13 protein-coding genes, 9 tRNA genes and 3 rRNA genes are annotated in these 15,968 nt (G+C 44.9%); all 25 read left to right on the forward strand.

Translation table 11 applies throughout. From position 1 onward, the window contains the following. Window positions 1-12 precede the first annotated feature (12 nt). The 25 genes from alr to BCM40_RS02800 all read left to right on the forward strand — a co-directional run bounded on the left by alr (window position 13) and on the right by BCM40_RS02800 (window position 15,844). Window positions 13-1,170, forward strand: a complete 1,158-nt coding sequence (gene alr / locus BCM40_RS02680) for an alanine racemase (RefSeq protein ID WP_065527263.1) — start codon at window positions 13-15, stop codon at window positions 1,168-1,170. Window positions 1,171-1,213: 43 nt separating this feature from the next. Further along, window positions 1,214-1,498: a hypothetical protein gene (locus tag BCM40_RS02685; RefSeq protein ID WP_008432414.1), complete on the forward strand. Its 285-nt coding sequence runs from the start codon at window positions 1,214-1,216 to the stop codon at window positions 1,496-1,498. 4 nt (window positions 1,499-1,502) lie between these two features. After that, window positions 1,503-1,853, forward strand: a complete 351-nt coding sequence (locus tag BCM40_RS02690) for a type II toxin-antitoxin system PemK/MazF family toxin (protein WP_008432415.1) — start codon at window positions 1,503-1,505, stop codon at window positions 1,851-1,853. 165 nt (window positions 1,854-2,018) lie between these two features. Beyond that, entirely contained in the window at window positions 2,019-2,846 is an 828-nt protein-coding gene (locus BCM40_RS02695; RefSeq protein WP_065527262.1) for an RsbT co-antagonist protein RsbRA, read from the forward strand. Further along, window positions 2,846-3,208, forward strand: a complete 363-nt coding sequence (locus BCM40_RS02700; protein WP_008432419.1) for an STAS domain-containing protein — start codon at window positions 2,846-2,848, stop codon at window positions 3,206-3,208. Before BCM40_RS02695 ends, BCM40_RS02700 begins: the two co-directional genes overlap by 1 nt. 2 nt (window positions 3,209-3,210) lie before the next feature. Continuing rightward, window positions 3,211-3,612, forward strand: a complete 402-nt coding sequence (locus BCM40_RS02705) for an anti-sigma regulatory factor (protein ID WP_008432420.1) — start codon at window positions 3,211-3,213, stop codon at window positions 3,610-3,612. Between the two features lie 12 nt (window positions 3,613-3,624). Continuing rightward, window positions 3,625-4,626: a PP2C family protein-serine/threonine phosphatase gene (locus tag BCM40_RS02710; protein WP_065527261.1), complete on the forward strand. Its 1,002-nt coding sequence runs from the start codon at window positions 3,625-3,627 to the stop codon at window positions 4,624-4,626. A gap of 96 nt (window positions 4,627-4,722) precedes the next feature. Continuing rightward, window positions 4,723-5,052 (forward strand): anti-sigma factor antagonist, encoded by a 330-nt coding sequence (locus BCM40_RS02715; protein WP_065527260.1) that lies wholly within the window; start codon window positions 4,723-4,725, stop codon window positions 5,050-5,052. 1 nt (window position 5,053) lies between these two features. Next, the gene (rsbW, locus tag BCM40_RS02720) at window positions 5,054-5,524 is read left to right on the forward strand and encodes an anti-sigma B factor RsbW (protein WP_065527259.1); all 471 of its coding nucleotides are present in this window, start codon (window positions 5,054-5,056) and stop codon (window positions 5,522-5,524) included. Next, window positions 5,502-6,284: an RNA polymerase sigma factor SigB gene (sigB, locus tag BCM40_RS02725; RefSeq protein WP_008432426.1), complete on the forward strand. Its 783-nt coding sequence runs from the start codon at window positions 5,502-5,504 to the stop codon at window positions 6,282-6,284. The genes rsbW and sigB overlap by 23 nt, the downstream gene beginning before the upstream one ends. Next, the gene (locus tag BCM40_RS02730) at window positions 6,284-6,883 is read left to right on the forward strand and encodes a PP2C family serine/threonine-protein phosphatase (RefSeq protein WP_008432428.1); all 600 of its coding nucleotides are present in this window, start codon (window positions 6,284-6,286) and stop codon (window positions 6,881-6,883) included. Before sigB ends, BCM40_RS02730 begins: the two co-directional genes overlap by 1 nt. 54 nt (window positions 6,884-6,937) lie before the next feature. After that, window positions 6,938-9,103: a Tex family protein gene (locus tag BCM40_RS02735; protein ID WP_065527258.1), complete on the forward strand. Its 2,166-nt coding sequence runs from the start codon at window positions 6,938-6,940 to the stop codon at window positions 9,101-9,103. A 21-nt stretch (window positions 9,104-9,124) separates the two neighbouring features. Then, window positions 9,125-9,577, forward strand: coding sequence for a SprT family protein (locus BCM40_RS02740; RefSeq protein WP_065527257.1), 453 nt, complete (start codon window positions 9,125-9,127; stop codon window positions 9,575-9,577). Between the two features lie 172 nt (window positions 9,578-9,749). Beyond that, window positions 9,750-9,824 (forward strand) — tRNA-Asn (locus BCM40_RS02745). 5 nt (window positions 9,825-9,829) lie between these two features. Next, window positions 9,830-9,904, forward strand: a tRNA-Glu gene (locus BCM40_RS02750). 128 nt (window positions 9,905-10,032) lie between these two features. Beyond that, a tRNA-Met gene (locus tag BCM40_RS02755) sits at window positions 10,033-10,109 on the forward strand. Window positions 10,110-10,112: 3 nt separating this feature from the next. Further along, window positions 10,113-10,188: transfer RNA gene (locus tag BCM40_RS02760), tRNA-Asp, on the forward strand. A 5-nt stretch (window positions 10,189-10,193) separates the two neighbouring features. After that, a tRNA-Gln gene (locus BCM40_RS02765) sits at window positions 10,194-10,268 on the forward strand. Window positions 10,269-10,370: 102 nt separating this feature from the next. Next, window positions 10,371-10,456: transfer RNA gene (locus tag BCM40_RS02770), tRNA-Leu, on the forward strand. Window positions 10,457-10,469: 13 nt separating this feature from the next. Continuing rightward, window positions 10,470-10,546 (forward strand) — tRNA-Arg (locus BCM40_RS02775). A 20-nt stretch (window positions 10,547-10,566) separates the two neighbouring features. Then, window positions 10,567-10,640 (forward strand) — tRNA-Gly (locus BCM40_RS02780). A gap of 237 nt (window positions 10,641-10,877) precedes the next feature. Further along, window positions 10,878-12,428, forward strand: a 16S ribosomal RNA gene (locus tag BCM40_RS02785). A gap of 204 nt (window positions 12,429-12,632) precedes the next feature. After that, window positions 12,633-15,565, forward strand: a 23S ribosomal RNA gene (locus BCM40_RS02790). 75 nt (window positions 15,566-15,640) lie between these two features. Beyond that, window positions 15,641-15,756: ribosomal RNA gene (gene rrf / locus BCM40_RS02795) — 5S ribosomal RNA — on the forward strand. Together the 16S, 23S and 5S rRNA genes with 9 tRNA genes alongside form the textbook arrangement of a ribosomal RNA operon. Before the next feature lie 15 nt (window positions 15,757-15,771). Further along, window positions 15,772-15,844 (forward strand) — tRNA-Asp (locus BCM40_RS02800). The last annotated feature ends 124 nt before the right edge of the window (window positions 15,845-15,968 follow it).

The following is a 15,968-nucleotide window of genomic DNA, read 5'->3' on the forward strand; positions in this document are numbered from 1 at the left end:
GGTGGTGTTGGGATGACGGAAAATTATCGGCCGACTAAAGCGGTCATCAATTTAACGGCGATCAAAAATAATTTAACTTATTTTCAAGAAAAGAGCGGCGATGCGGAAGTCATTGCAGTAGTAAAAGCAGATGCTTACGGGCATGGTGTTCTAGAAGTTGTGGAAACAGTCATTGAAAATGGTGTCCGTATGCTGGCAGTAGCAACTCCGGACGAGGCTCTTTTTCTCCGTAAGCACGGTATAGATATAGAATTATTAGTGCTAGGGGCCACTCCTTCGCAGTTTATTCCAATCGCCCAGAAGCATAACATTACGGTGACAGCGATTTCTCTTGACTGGCTTTCGATGGCAGCAATGCACGTAGAGCAAGAGTTAGCTACATTAAAGATTCATTTAAAAGTGGATACGGGAATGAGGCGGATTGGCGTCCAAGTAGATGAGGTAGATGAGGCGTTTGGTTTTATTGCAGATCACGACTTTGACTTTAAAGGCATCTTCACTCATTTTGCAACTGCAGATGAAAAAGATTCCCCACTTTTTAATCAACAAGTAAACGCAATGAATACGATTCTTGATAAGTTAAATAATTCTACCGTAATGGTTCATGTATCAAATAGTGCAGCCGCTATTATGCATCCAAACTTAGTATGTGATGCAGTGCGTATTGGAATTTCATTATACGGAATTGCCCCTTCTCCTTATGTAGGAGAAGAGATGGACTTTAACCTACAACCAGCACTTAGTCTTGAAACTGAAATGATTCATGTGAAAAAGCTAAAGGCTGGAGAAGCTTTAAGTTACGGAGCTACCTATCGTGCTGAACAAGACGAATGGATTGCGACAATCCCAATTGGTTATGCGGACGGGATGTTACGTGGTTTGCAAGGTCAAGATGTTTTGGTGAAAGGACAGCGCGTTCCAATCGTCGGGCGGATTTGTATGGACCAGTGCATGATCCGGTTAGCCGAGAGGTTACCAATTGGAGAAAAAGTTCAGTTGATCGGACGCCAAGGCGACCAACAGATTCTAATCGATGAATGGGCTAAAAAGCTCGACACGATTCCCTATGAAATTCCTTGTGTTTTAACGAAAAGAGTGCCGCGCATTTACTTAAGGGGAGCGGAGTTTTCGGATTTGTCTTTTCAGAAGTCTGATAAGATGTTAAGATAGGGTAGACTAAGACAGAAGAACGGGATTTTCGGAGGTGTCGGCTGTGTACGGTAAGTCAAAGACAAAAGAAGTGGTTGTGAAAATGCCAAAGCAATTTATTTCGGAGTTGACAACTCATTCAAATGAGCATGTTCAGGAAAGTGGAGATTATATTTACGTTTCCACAAACCGGGTGACCAAAAATCTATACGACTCATATCATATTCGGGAAGCGATGATCAAGGGCTACGTGGAGATGTCACAAATCAATCTATCGATTGCTTGTGAATGTTCTCACGCTGAGTACGAAGCGGAGCATACGACCGTGCGACTCGTAAGCGGAGGGTGACAACTTGATTGTAAAACGCGGAGATGTTTTTTTTGCGGAATTATCGCCAGTCGTCGGGTCTGAGCAAGGTGGGACCCGCCCGGTTCTGGTGATTCAAAACGATATAGGGAATCGGTTTAGTCCCACCGTCATTATTGCTGCAATAACGGCGCAAATTCAAAAAGCTAAATTACCGACTCATGTAGAAATCAATGCTAAGAAATATGGTTTTGAGCGTGATTCTGTTATTTTACTGGAACAACTACGAACAATTGACAAGTCAAGATTGACCGACAAAATTACTCAGCTTGACGACACCTTGATGGAAAAAGTGGATGAAGCATTGGAAATCAGCGTGGGCCTAGTGAAATTTTAAGCATACATACTTTTGTGGAGGCATCTTGAGAATTTTCTCGAGGTGTCTTTTTTATAGTTTGTTATGCTGACAAAAAAGATGTGAAAAAAACGAATTTCCGCTACAATAAAGAGTAGTAAACGAAAAAAGGGATACATAGTGCGACAGGGAGGGTTTTTAGTTAATATGAATAAACAGATGGCTCAATATATACAGGGCAATTTAACCGAGATTGTATCACGGTGGCAAGAAAAAATGAAAAATGAAAAAGAGGAACTTTCTTTTCGGATTATGCCTGAAGAGCTAATGAATCAAACAAGCTACGAATTTGCGGAATTGATGATTTCTAATTTGCTAGAAAGTCACCAAGCGTATGAAAGTCGGATAAATGATTTTGCTGAAAAAGTTGTTCGCCTCGGATGGTCGATTACATTTGTGACGAAGGCGATCGATTACTTTGCTGAAATCGTTTATGAAGATATGAGAAAAGAAGAAATTATTTATGATGGAAATCTTGCTGATTATATAGAAGAATTTTCAAAATGGATTATGCCTATTCGAGAAAGCACAATTCAAGCTTACTCTAAAACATGGGAACGTACGGTAAGTTTGCAAAAGATTGCGCTACAGGAATTGTCAGCATCCTTGATTCCTGTATTTGAAAAAGTATCCGTTATGCCGTTAGTTGGGACAATTGATACTGAACGTGCAAAACTGATTATGGAAAATTTGCTTGAAGGTGTCGTTAAACATAGAGCAGAAGTTGTTTTACTTGATATAACTGGCGTTCCTGTAGTAGATACAATGGTGGCTCATCACATTATCCAGGCGGCAGATGCTGTACGGTTAGTAGGAGCAAAATGTATGCTTGTCGGAATTCGACCGGAAATTGCTCAAACCATTGTTACGCTTGGCATAAACTTGAATGATTTTACAACAACAAGCACACTGCAACGCGGTGTAGAACAGGCATTAGCTTGGACGAATCGAAAAATTGTGGAGGTTGAAGACTGATGAATTTTAGAATTCCGATTTTAAAGTTAAGAGATACATTAATTGTTTCCATTCAGTGGGAACTTGACGATCAGACAGCTCTTCAATTCCAGGAAGATTTACTGACGAAGCTTCATGAAACAAGCGCGCGAGGTGTCGTAATTGATTTGACATCGATTGATTTTATCGATTCATTTATTGCAAAAGTTCTGGGAGACGTCATCAGCATGTCAAGCTTGATGGGGGCCAGAGTAGTTATTACCGGTATTCAGCCAGCAGTTGCTATCACTTTAATCGAGTTAGGAATTCGACTTGAAGATGTTATGACAGCGCTAGATTTAGAAAATGGTCTGGATAAACTTCAATTGGAATTGGAGGCTTAACCATGAGCGATGAGTCCTCGGTAGAAATTTTAACGGAATGGGATATTGTTGCTGCAAGACAACTCGGACGTAATGTCGCGAAAGAACTTGGTTTTGGCACAGTTGATCAGGCCCGTATTACAACGGCTATAAGCGAGCTTGCTCGTAATATATATTTATACGCTGGCAAAGGCAGAATCGAAATTCAGCAATTGACTGAAAATGGTCTTAAAGGAATTTTGATTATTGCAGCCGACAGCGGTCCAGGGATTTCCGATATTCGCCAAGTGATGGAAGATGGATTTACGACTTCAGGTGGATTAGGAGCAGGACTTCCTGGTGTTAAGAGGTTGATGGATGATTTTAAGATTGAAACAATTGTGGGCGAAGGTACAGATATAAGGGCTACGAAGTGGCTTCGTTAGGGGGAATACCCAATGATTCACGAAATTGAGAATCAGTATAAAGAAATTTTAAATGAATACATGAAAAAACAAACCGAGCAAAATCTATATGTTGGTCAAAACTTCAGTCGACAACTTATTTTAGAGAATATTGCTCCCGAAGAAGTAATTAGTATGCACAAGGGGGCAATCCAAGAACTTTATGGGGAGTTACCGGATGTAGTATGGCATTCTTTCGACTTTTTAATCGAAATGATGATCAATTATGGATTGGCGCTTCAAGAGCGACAAAGTCTCTTGAAGCAGCAGGAAGAGCTAAAAGTTGAAATGGATTTAGCAGCAAATGTTCAAGAGACGTTGCTAAAAACAAAATTACCTTTACTCGAAGGCTTAGATATTGGCCTTCTTTCGATTCCTGCCCGAAAAATGAATGGTGACTATATTTATTTTGTTAGTGAGCATGATGGTTATGCAGGGGTAGCGGTTGCGGATGTAATCGGTAAAGGTCTCCCTGCAGCTCTGTGCATGTCTATGATCAAATTTGGTATGGATAGTCTAAGTAGCTCGCAAGCGCTTCCAAAAGATGTGCTAAGTGTCATTAACCGCATTGTTGAAAAAAGTGTCGACGATTCAATGTTCGTTTCCATGTTTTACGGAAATTATGACGCGAAGCGAGCGCGATTGACATACGGTTCAGCAGGGCACGAACCGGCTATTTTATACCGGGCAAAAGACAATGAATTCACAGAGTTAAACGCGAAAGGCTTGTTGCTTGGAGTATCTCCAGCTGCGGTTTATGAGGAACACACAGTTGATCTGGAAAAAGGCGACTTAGTAATTATGATGACAGATGGTGTAACAGAAGGCCGAAACGAAGAAGGTTTTATCGAGCGTGAAGTAATCTATGAATTAATCAAACGAAAAAAAGAACAATCCGCACAAGCGATTGTACAGTATGTTTACGATGAACTTGAGCGTATGCAAAATGCGCACTTTCAAGATGACTTTACATTAGTGATTTATAAAAAAGTCTAATACTAGGTTTAATGACGTACCGTTAGTGGTATTAAGGCTTAGAATAGCTTTTTTAAAAGCGAGATTGAATTTTAAAAAACGGGGTGTCAAATTACAATGAATATTCAAGTGGATTTAACTGAATCGAATAATATTCTTGAAGGATATATAGGCGGAGAAATTGATGCACATACTGCACCAGTTTTGCGCGGGAAATTAGAAAATTACCAAAGTCACCAAGGTCTAGAAGCAGAATTAGACCTTTCTGACGTTAATTATATGGATAGCACAGGGCTAGGCGTTTTTGTAGCCTTTTATAAATCGGTCAATTCAAATGGTGGGCATGTGAAATTAAAAGGACTCTCCGTTCGATTGAAACGACTTTTCGATATTACAGGTTTAGGCGATATTATGGACATCGAATCAGTCGGGAAGGAGGGTAACTGATATGCGCCCTTTTGATTATGTAGAAATGCGAGTTCCCGCTAAATCACAATACGTAGGTGTTGCACGACTTACGATTTCAGGTTTGGCTAGTCGTATCGGTTTTTCGTTTGATGATATAGAGGATTTGAAAATTGCTTCAAGTGAAGCAGTGACGAATGCAGTTCAACATGCTTACTCTGAAGGTGAGCAAGGTGAAGTTGTTATTGGTTGCGCACTTTATGAAGACAAAATCGAGATTATGGTAGCTGATCATGGCCGTAGTTTTAATTTTGAAGAAACAAAAGCAAAAGTAGGTCCTTATCATGATGAAGAAGAAGGGGCTTTTCTCCGTGAAGGAGGTCTCGGCTTGTATTTGATTGAAACATTAATGGACGAAGTTAAAGTTCATCATCAAGAAGGAGTAACGATCTTCATGACAAAGCATGTTGAAGGAGAGCAGGTGGAGAAGGATGTCGAAACAGTCTCATCCTAATCAGCCTACTAAAGAGCAGGTGCTTGATTGGATTGAAGCTTATCAAAAAACAGAAGATGAAGAAGCCCAAACAAACTTGGTATTAAATTATAAACGCCTTGTGGAATCCATTGCTCGAAAATATTCTAATGGCAAATCTTATCACGAAGATATTGCGCAAGTAGGGATGCTTGGGCTTTTAGGTGCTATTAGACGTTATGATCCTTCATACGGTCGTAGCTTTGAAGCCTTTGCTGTGCCAACAATTATCGGTGAAATTAAACGATTCTTGCGTGATAAAACATGGGCAATTCATGTCCCACGTCGTATAAAAGAATTGGGTCCGCGGATAAAAGCGACAGTTGAAGTGTTAACTACAGAACTTCAACGTTCACCGCAAGTGTGGGAAATCGCTGAATATCTGGATGTGGAAGAAGACGATATATTAGAAGCAATGGAGATGGGCAAGAGCTATCAAGCACTTTCAATGGACCATTCTTTAGAGGCGGATTCAGATGGTAGCACAATCACTTTATTTGATGTAGTTGGCCAAGAAGACGATGGTTATGAGAAAGCGGATCAGCGGATGCTTGTAGCTGAAGCGATGAATGTGCTTTCTGAACGGGAAAAGCAGATCATCCAATTCACCTACATAGAGCAGTTGAGCCAAAAAGAAGCTGGGGATAAACTCGGCATTTCTCAAATGCATGTTTCCCGTTTGCAAAGAAAAGCGATTAAGAAACTTCAAGAAGCAATATTAGCTGCTGGCGGAGTATCCTAGTGGAGAAAATTCAGCATAGTTTTATAAATGCTTTTATTTTCAATGCAGCAAAAAAAGGGAATTATGAATCTGGCGACAGTTACCATACTGTTTTGACAGATGATTACTTTATTTGCTCTGTAGCTGATGGATTAGGAAGTGGGCCTATAGCGCGTGAATCGTCTCAAGTGATTCCCCAGATTTTAAGGGAATATCATCATGAAACTGTGGATCAGTTGATGCAACGTTTTAATAAATTGATGATTCATAAACGAGGCGCTGCTGTGGCGATTTTTAAAGTTGATTTTAATAACAAAACATTGGAATACAGTTGTGTCGGCAATATCCGATTTTATCTATACCGGAAAGTAAAAGATGAAATTATTTACCCATTACCGGTAATGGGCTATTTGTCAGGACGACCGCAAAAGTTGCGGACTCAGCTTTACACGTATGTCGAAAACGATTTGTTTTTAATCCATTCTGATGGAGTGGATTTAAGAAATCCGAAATCTATGATGCGTAAAGCAACAATACCTGAACAATTGTACAGTGATATATTGGAGTCGATTCAAACAGTTGACGATGCTACATTCATAACAGGAAGTCTTCTCAAGTGAGAAGGCTTCTTTTTTATGTGTTAAAATGAGAAAGAATTGAAGGGGAGTGTCTAGATGGAAATAGAACAAATTCATACATTGATTGCTAAAGAAACGGACGTGCGAAAAGATCAAGTTGCACAAGTTATCGCTTTAATCGAGGACGGCAATACCGTGCCTTTTATCGCGCGTTACCGAAAAGAAGCTACTGGCTCGTTAGATGAAGTTCAAATTAAAGCAATTGATGATCGGTATACATACATTCAAAATTTAGAGCAACGGAAAACAGAAGTGATTCGTTCTATATCAGAACAAGAAAAACTAACTGAGGACTTAGAAAAGGCGATTCAAGGTGCAACTGTTTTACAACGACTTGAAGATTTATATCGACCTTACAAACAAAAGCGTCGCACAAAGGCAATCATCGCAAAAGAAAAAGGCTTACAACCGTTAGCCGATTGGTTGTTAGAGCCTGGTGATGAAAAACTGATGGTAAAAGCGCAAGCGTTTGTTAACGAAGAAGAAGGTGTCGCTTCCGTTGAAGAAGCGATTCAAGGCGCTCAAGATATTTTGGCGGAATTATTTGCGGACGATCCGGATATTCGAGAGAAAATTCGTTACATGACTCGGAAGAGCGGCACTATCGCGACAGCAGCTAAAAAAAATCACGAAGATGAAAAACAAGTCTTTCAAATGTATTACGAATATGAAGAAGCCATTCAGAAAATTGTCCCGCATCGAATTTTGGCGATCAATCGTGGAGAAAAAGAAGATGTTTTAAAAGTTTCCGTCAATCCGCCAGTTGATCGCATCGTGGCGTTAATGAAAAACAATTGGATAAAGCAAACGCATTCAACGACAGATGTGATAGCTGAAGCAATTGAAGATAGCTATAAGCGATTGATCCAACCATCCGTTGAGCGGGAAATTCGTGCCGAGCTTAGTGAAAAAGGTGAGACACAAGCGATTCATATTTTCTCAGAGAACTTGCGTAACCTACTGCTGCAACCGCCAATGAAAAATAAAATGGTCCTTGGTGTGGATCCGGCTTATCGTACCGGCTGCAAGTTGGCAGTTATCGATGAGACAGGGAAGTTGTTAGAAGTAGCGGTTATATATCCGCATCCGCCAAAATCTGATCAAACGGGCTCGAAAAAAATCATGGAACGTTTAACGGCGAAGTATCCGATTGAAATTATGGCGATCGGGAACGGGACTGCGTCACGTGAAACGGAACAATTTGTTGCGGACTTTTTGTCAGAAACATCGGCAAATATTTCTTATGTGATTGTGAATGAAGCAGGAGCGAGTGTTTATTCAGCATCTGACATTGCGCGTGCCGAGTTTCCAGACTTAAAAGTAGAAGAGCGAAGTGCAGCATCCATTGCACGCCGCTTGCAAGATCCGCTATCGGAGTTGGTGAAGATTGATCCGAAAGCGGTAGGAGTGGGGCAATACCAGCACGATGTTTCTCAAAAAAAATTGGCAGACCAATTAACTTTTGTTGTAGAGACTGCTGTTAACCAAGTTGGGGTCAACGTCAACTCAGCATCTGCCTCTTTGTTGCATTATGTGGCAGGTCTAAGTAAAACTGTAGCGGAAAACGTGATTAAAGTGCGCGATGAAAATGGCCGTTTTACTTCGCGTGCACAGCTGAAAAAAATTCCGCGTCTAGGAGCTAAAACGTATGAGCAGGCAATCGGATTTTTACGAATTCCTGAAGGGGAAAATCCATTAGATGCAACAGGGATTCACCCCGAGAGTTATGACATTGCAGAAAAACTATTGAAACTAGTAGGCGAAGACAAAAAATCTGTTGGAAAAGCAGGGCTCTCTGAAAAACTTGAAGAACTCGAGCTAAACGAGTTAAGTACAGAGTGGGGAGTTGGGGAAATTACGTTGAAAGACATTTTGGATGCGTTGAAAAAACCGTTCCGTGATCCGCGAGATGAATTCCCACAACCATTATTGAAAAACGATATTTTAAAAATGGAAGATTTACTTCCGGGCATGGAAGTGCAAGGGACTGTTCGTAACGTAGTCGACTTTGGCGCGTTTATTGACATCGGTGTAAAACAAGATGGCTTAGTCCACATCTCGAAACTGAAAAAAGGTTTTGTGAAGCACCCGCTAGAAGTGGTCGCAGTAGGAGACATTGTGACTGCATGGGTTGAAAAAGTAGAAAAAGACAAAGGGCGCATTGCCTTAACGATGCTGCAGCCAAAAGAGCAAACCCTTTAACTTGAGTCAAGGGGAGTTAGTATGACGAATGAAGAACTAACGGAGTTGATCAAAGAAATCTCGCTGGCGAGTTTTAATAAGCCGTTTCGGCATGCAGGTGTTTTCAATTCGAGGCTGAGAACAACCGGTGGTCGGTATCTGCTGCGTTCTCATAATATTGAGATCAATCCAAAGTCTTACGAGAAGTTTGGATATAACGAACTCGAAGGAATTATTAAACATGAACTTTGCCATTACCACCTTCATATAGAAGGAAGAGGGTATAAGCATCAGGACCAGGACTTTAAAAGGTTGTTAAAAGAAACGGGCTCACCACGTTTTTGTTCATTGTTGGAAAACAAAGCGAAGCAACGTTCTAAGAAGACTTATGTTTATCAGTGTGTGGCATGTGAAACGAATTATAAGCGCAAGATTCGTATGAATACCGAGAGATACCGATGTGGCCGCTGCTCTGGAAAACTAGTGGCGCAATAATAATTTTCGCGAAAAGGAGGCGACCTATAACGGTTTGTCTCCTTTTTCTATGAGCAGAAAACTTAAGATTTTGAGGGAAGAAAAACAAAAGTAAAATTAAAATAAAAAAGGTATTGACGATTCTCTCAGACCTCTTTATAATAGAAAAAGTCGACAAGTACTTAAACGATATTCCGAAGTAGCTCAGTGGTAGAGCACCGCACTGTTAATGCGATGGTCGTAGGTTCGAGTCCTACCTTCGGAGCCATTCATGGCCCCTTGGTCAAGCGGTTAAGACACCGCCCTTTCACGGCGGTAACACGGGTTCGAATCCCGTAGGGGTCACCATCTTTTATAAAACAATTAATCTGAAAAGTTATAGTTAGATAATAAGTGTGTTACACTAGTACATAAGTTAAACAACTGTAAGAAAAACAAATTGATGTTTTGAGAGAAAAACATTCTTATAATATTGTCGCGGGGTGGAGCAGTTCGGTAGCTCGTTGGGCTCATAACCCAAAGGTCGCAGGTTCAAATCCTGCCCCCGCAACCAAATGGTCCCGTGGTGTAGCGGTTAACATGCCTGCCTGTCACGCAGGAGATCGCCGGTTCGATCCCGGTCGGGACCGCCATTTATTGGGGTATAGCCAAGCGGTAAGGCAACGGGTTTTGATCCCGTCATGCCCTGGTTCGAATCCAGGTACCCCAGCCATTATTATTAAACCGAAACGACAATGAATTAGAAATTCTAATTTCTCATTGACATTAACGTGAAGATGCAGTATAATAGAATTTGTCTCTAAAATTAATTCAAGCGGTCGTGGCGGAATGGCAGACGCGCTAGGTTGAGGGCCTAGTGGGAGAAATCCCGTGGAAGTTCGACTCTTCTCGGCCGCACCATATAATCTCTAATGCGCCCGTAGCTCAATTGGATAGAGTACTTGACTACGAATCAAGCGGTTAGAGGTTCGAGTCCTCTCGGGCGCGCCATCTTAACCTTATATAATAACGCGGGTGTAGTTTAGTGGTAAAACCTCAGCCTTCCAAGCTGATGATGAGGGTTCGATTCCCTTCACCCGCTCCATAATTTTAAAACACTTGAACCTTGAAAACTGAACAGCAAAACGTCAACGAAAGACGTCACGAGCACCTCGGTGCGAGAACGGCTTTTGCGAAGGTTGCCTTGGGCAATCAGAGTAAAGTTGTTTTTTATCTCAGTGTTCGTGACGAAAAATTACTGATCAGCGTTATGCAGATCAAAGCGAATCGTGCGTCTTCGGACGGCGATACGCCAGCAGTATTGAGCAATCAACACTACTCTATAATGGAGAGTTTGATCCTGGCTCAGGACGAACGCTGGCGGCGTGCCTAATACATGCAAGTCGAGCGGAACCAGAGGAGCTTGCTCCTTCTGGTTTAGCGGCGGACGGGTGAGTAACACGTGGGCAACCTGCCCTGCAGATCGGGATAACTCCGGGAAACCGGTGCTAATACCGAATAGTTTGCGGCCTCTCCTGAGGCTGCACGGAAAGACGGTTTCGGCTGTCACTGCAGGATGGGCCCGCGGCGCATTAGCTAGTTGGTGGGGTAATGGCCTACCAAGGCGACGATGCGTAGCCGACCTGAGAGGGTGATCGGCCACACTGGGACTGAGACACGGCCCAGACTCCTACGGGAGGCAGCAGTAGGGAATCTTCCGCAATGGACGAAAGTCTGACGGAGCAACGCCGCGTGAGTGACGAAGGTTTTCGGATCGTAAAACTCTGTTGTGAGGGAAGAACAAGTACCAACTAACTACTGGTACCTTGACGGTACCTCACCAGAAAGCCACGGCTAACTACGTGCCAGCAGCCGCGGTAATACGTAGGTGGCAAGCGTTGTCCGGAATTATTGGGCGTAAAGCGCGCGCAGGCGGTCCTTTAAGTCTGATGTGAAAGCCCACGGCTCAACCGTGGAGGGTCATTGGAAACTGGAGGACTTGAGTGCAGAAGAGGAAAGTGGAATTCCATGTGTAGCGGTGAAATGCGTAGAGATGTGGAGGAACACCAGTGGCGAAGGCGACTTTCTGGTCTGTAACTGACGCTGAGGCGCGAAAGCGTGGGGAGCAAACAGGATTAGATACCCTGGTAGTCCACGCCGTAAACGATGAGTGCTAAGTGTTAGGGGGTTTCCGCCCCTTAGTGCTGCAGCTAACGCATTAAGCACTCCGCCTGGGGAGTACGGCCGCAAGGCTGAAACTCAAAGGAATTGACGGGGGCCCGCACAAGCGGTGGAGCATGTGGTTTAATTCGAAGCAACGCGAAGAACCTTACCAGGTCTTGACATCCCACTGCCCGGTGTAGAGATACGCTTTTCCCTTCGGGGACAGTGGTGACAGGTGGTGCATGGTTGTCGTCAGCTCGTGTCGTGAGATGTTGGGTTAAGTCCCGCAACGAGCGCAACCCTTGATCTTAGTTGCCAGCATTTAGTTGGGCACTCTAAGGTGACTGCCGGTGACAAACCGGAGGAAGGTGGGGATGACGTCAAATCATCATGCCCCTTATGACCTGGGCTACACACGTGCTACAATGGACGGTACAAAGGGTTGCCAACCCGCGAGGGGGAGCCAATCCCATAAAACCGTTCTCAGTTCGGATTGTAGGCTGCAACTCGCCTGCATGAAGCCGGAATCGCTAGTAATCGTGGATCAGCATGCCACGGTGAATACGTTCCCGGGCCTTGTACACACCGCCCGTCACACCACGAGAGTTTGTAACACCCGAAGTCGGTGAGGTAACCCTTGTGGAGCCAGCCGCCGAAGGTGGGACAGATGATTGGGGTGAAGTCGTAACAAGGTAGCCGTATCGGAAGGTGCGGCTGGATCACCTCCTTTCTAAGGATAAATTCGGAACCGGGCGCCTAGCGCTCCGGGGTTGACGTTTTGCGTTCAGTTTTGAAGGTTCACCTTCAGGCGGCAACGCCTTTTTTTGTGACTTTCAACAACTTGTTCTTTGAAAACTGGATAAAACGACATTGAAACAAATGCAAGAAATTCAAGTACGCGTGACTTTTAGTCACAACTTTTTAATTAACCATTGGTTAAGTTAGAAAGGGCGCACGGTGGATGCCTTGGCACTAGGAGCCGAAGAAGGACGGCACTAACACCGATATGCTTCGGGGAGCTGTAAGTGAGCTGTGATCCGGAGATTTCCGAATGGGGGAACCCACTACTTTTAATCGAGTAGTATCCATGTGTGAATCTATAGCACATGAGAAGGCAGACCCAGGGAACTGAAACATCTAAGTACCTGGAGGAAGAGAAAGCAAATGCGATTCCCTGAGTAGCGGCGAGCGAAACGGGATCAGCCCAAACCAAGAGGCTTGCCTCTTGGGGTTGTAGGACACTCTATACGGAGTTACAAAAGGTAGGATTAGGCGAAGCGACCTGGAACGGTCCGCCGCAGTGGGTAACAGCCCCGTAGCCGAAAACCTTGCCCCTCCAGAGTGGATCCTGAGTACGGCGGAACACGTGAAATTCCGTCGGAATCTGGGAGGACCATCTCCCAAGGCTAAATACTTCCTAGTGACCGATAGTGAACCAGTACCGTGAGGGAAAGGTGAAAAGCACCCCGGAAGGGGAGTGAAATAGATCCTGAAACCGTGTGCCTACAAGTAGTCAAAGCCCGTTAATGGGTGATGGCGTGCCTTTTGTAGAATGAACCGGCGAGTTACGATTGCATGCAAGGTTAAGCTGAGAAGGCGGAGCCGCAGCGAAAGCGAGTCTGAATAGGGCGACAGAGTATGCAGTTGTAGACCCGAAACCAGGTGATCTACCCATGTCCAGGGTGAAGGTAAGGTAACACTTACTGGAGGCCCGAACCCACGCACGTTGAAAAGTGCGGGGATGAGGTGTGGGTAGCGGAGAAATTCCAATCGAACCTGGAGATAGCTGGTTCTCTCCGAAATAGCTTTAGGGCTAGCCTCAAGATTGAGAATCCTGGAGGTAGAGCACTGTTTGGACTAGGGGCCCATCCCGGGTTACCGAATTCAGACAAACTCCGAATGCCAGTGATTTATGCTTGGGAGTCAGACTGCGAGTGATAAGATCCGTAGTCAAGAGGGAAACAGCCCAGACCACCAGCTAAGGTCCCCAAATATCCGTTAAGTGGAAAAGGATGTGGCGTTGCTTAGACAACCAGGATGTTGGCTTAGAAGCAGCCATCATTTAAAGAGTGCGTAATAGCTCACTGGTCGAGTGACACTGCGCCGAAAATGTACCGGGGCTAAACGGATTACCGAAGCTGTGGATGGATCTCGTAAGAGATCCGTGGTAGGAGAGCGTTCTAAGGGCGTTGAAGTCAGACCGGAAGGACTGGTGGAGCGCTTAGAAGTGAGAATGCCGGTATGAGTAACGAAAGACGGGTGAGAATCCCGTCCACCGAATGCCTAAGGTTTCCTGAGGAAGGCTCGTCCGCTCAGGGTTAGTCGGGACCTAAGTCGAGGCCGATAGGCGTAGACGATGGACAACAGGTTGATATTCCTGTACCACCTCCCCGCCGTTTGAGCAATGGGGGGACGCAGAAGGATAAGGTGAGCGTGCCGTTGGTTGTGCACGTCCAAGCAGTGAGGCGTGGAATGAGGCAAATCCCATTCCTGATACGTTGAGCTGTGATGGCAAGAGACTGAGTCTCAGAGTCCCTGATTTCACACTGCCAAGAAAAGCCTCTAGCGAGGCGGGAGGTGCCCGTACCGCAAACCGACACAGGTAGGCGAGAAGAGAATTCTAAGGTGAGCGAGTGAACTCTCGTTAAGGAACTCGGCAAAATGACCCCGTAACTTCGGGAGAAGGGGTGCTCTGGTAGGGTGTATAGCCCGAGAGAGCCGCAGTGAATAGGCCCAGGCGACTGTTTAGCAAAAACACAGGTCTCTGCAAAACCGTAAGGTGACGTATAGGGGCTGACGCCTGCCCGGTGCTGGAAGGTTAAGAGGAGTGCTTAGCGCAAGCGAAGGTGCGAATTGAAGCCCCAGTAAACGGCGGCCGTAACTATAACGGTCCTAAGGTAGCGAAATTCCTTGTCGGGTAAGTTCCGACCCGCACGAAAGGCGTAACGATCTGGGCACTGTCTCAACGAGAGACTCGGTGAAATTATAGTACCTGTGAAGATGCAGGTTACCCGCGACAGGACGGAAAGACCCCGTGGAGCTTTACTGTAGCCTGATATTGAATTTTGGTGCAACTTGTACAGGATAGGTAGGAGCCTTAGAGCCCGGAGCGCCAGCTTCGGAGGAGGCGTCGGTGGGATACTACCCTGGTTGTATTGAAATTCTAACCCACAAGCCTGATCGGCTTGGGAGACAGTGTCAGGCGGGCAGTTTGACTGGGGCGGTCGCCTCCTAAAGAGTAACGGAGGCGCCCAAAGGTTCCCTCAGAATGGTTGGAAATCATTCGCAGAGTGTAAAGGCAGAAGGGAGCTTGACTGCGAGACGTACATGTCGAGCAGGGTCGAAAGACGGGCTTAGTGATCCGGTGGTTCCGCATGGAAGGGCCATCGCTCAACGGATAAAAGCTACCCCGGGGATAACAGGCTTATCTCCCCCAAGAGTCCACATCGACGGGGAGGTTTGGCACCTCGATGTCGGCTCATCGCATCCTGGGGCTGTAGTCGGTCCCAAGGGTTGGGCTGTTCGCCCATTAAAGCGGTACGCGAGCTGGGTTCAGAACGTCGTGAGACAGTTCGGTCCCTATCCGTCGCGGGCGCAGGAAATTTGAGAGGAGCTGTCCTTAGTACGAGAGGACCGGGATGGACACACCGCTGGTGTACCAGTTGTTCTGCCAAGGGCATCGCTGGGTAGCTATGTGTGGCCGGGATAAGTGCTGAAAGCATCTAAGCACGAAGCCCCCCTCAAGATGAGATTTCCCATTGCGCAAGCAAGTAAGATCCCTCAAAGACGATGAGGTAGATAGGTTCGAGGTGGAAGCGTGGCGACATGTGCAGCTGACGAATACTAATCGATCGAGGACTTAACCAAAACCATGTACACGAAGACTTGCCCGTTCCAATGTCGTTTATCCAGTTTTGAGTGAACAAGCACTCAACCAAATAGTCCAGTGATGATGGCAAAGAGGCCACACCCGTTCCCATCCCGAACACGGCAGTTAAGCTCTTTTGCGCTGATGGTAGTTGGGGGTTTCCCCCTGTGAGAGTAAGACGTCGCTGGTCTGTTTTATTTTTTTTGGTCCCGTGGTGTAGCGGTTAACATGCCTGCCTGTCACGCAGGAGATCGCCGGTTCGATCCCGGTCGGGACCGTAATTTTGATGATGAACACAGCGATCATGCTGTGTTCATTTTTTTTGGTTAAAAGATAGTAACTTTTACGGAAAAACAATATATTTTGATTTACGCTAACTATTTCGCTAAACTATGTAAAGAA

It is taken from the genome of Planococcus donghaensis (assembly GCF_001687665.2).
GTDB lineage: Bacteria > Bacillota > Bacilli > Bacillales_A > Planococcaceae > Planococcus > Planococcus donghaensis.

Bases quoted from the DNA above. Each gene is read 5' to 3' on its own strand.
- alr (WP_065527263.1), top strand. From the start codon at position 13: ATGACGGAAAATTATCGGCCGACTAAAGCGGTCATCAATTTAACGGCG.
- BCM40_RS02695 (WP_065527262.1), top strand. From the start codon at position 2,019: ATGAATAAACAGATGGCTCAATATATACAGGGCAATTTAACCGAGATT.
- BCM40_RS02700 (WP_008432419.1), top strand. From the start codon at position 2,846: ATGAATTTTAGAATTCCGATTTTAAAGTTAAGAGATACATTAATTGTT.
- BCM40_RS02705 (WP_008432420.1), top strand. From the start codon at position 3,211: ATGAGCGATGAGTCCTCGGTAGAAATTTTAACGGAATGGGATATTGTT.
- BCM40_RS02710 (WP_065527261.1), top strand. From the start codon at position 3,625: ATGATTCACGAAATTGAGAATCAGTATAAAGAAATTTTAAATGAATAC.
- BCM40_RS02715 (WP_065527260.1), top strand. From the start codon at position 4,723: ATGAATATTCAAGTGGATTTAACTGAATCGAATAATATTCTTGAAGGA.
- rsbW (WP_065527259.1), top strand. From the start codon at position 5,054: ATGCGCCCTTTTGATTATGTAGAAATGCGAGTTCCCGCTAAATCACAA.
- sigB (WP_008432426.1), top strand. From the start codon at position 5,502: ATGTCGAAACAGTCTCATCCTAATCAGCCTACTAAAGAGCAGGTGCTT.
- BCM40_RS02735 (WP_065527258.1), top strand. From the start codon at position 6,938: ATGGAAATAGAACAAATTCATACATTGATTGCTAAAGAAACGGACGTG.
- BCM40_RS02740 (WP_065527257.1), top strand. From the start codon at position 9,125: ATGACGAATGAAGAACTAACGGAGTTGATCAAAGAAATCTCGCTGGCG.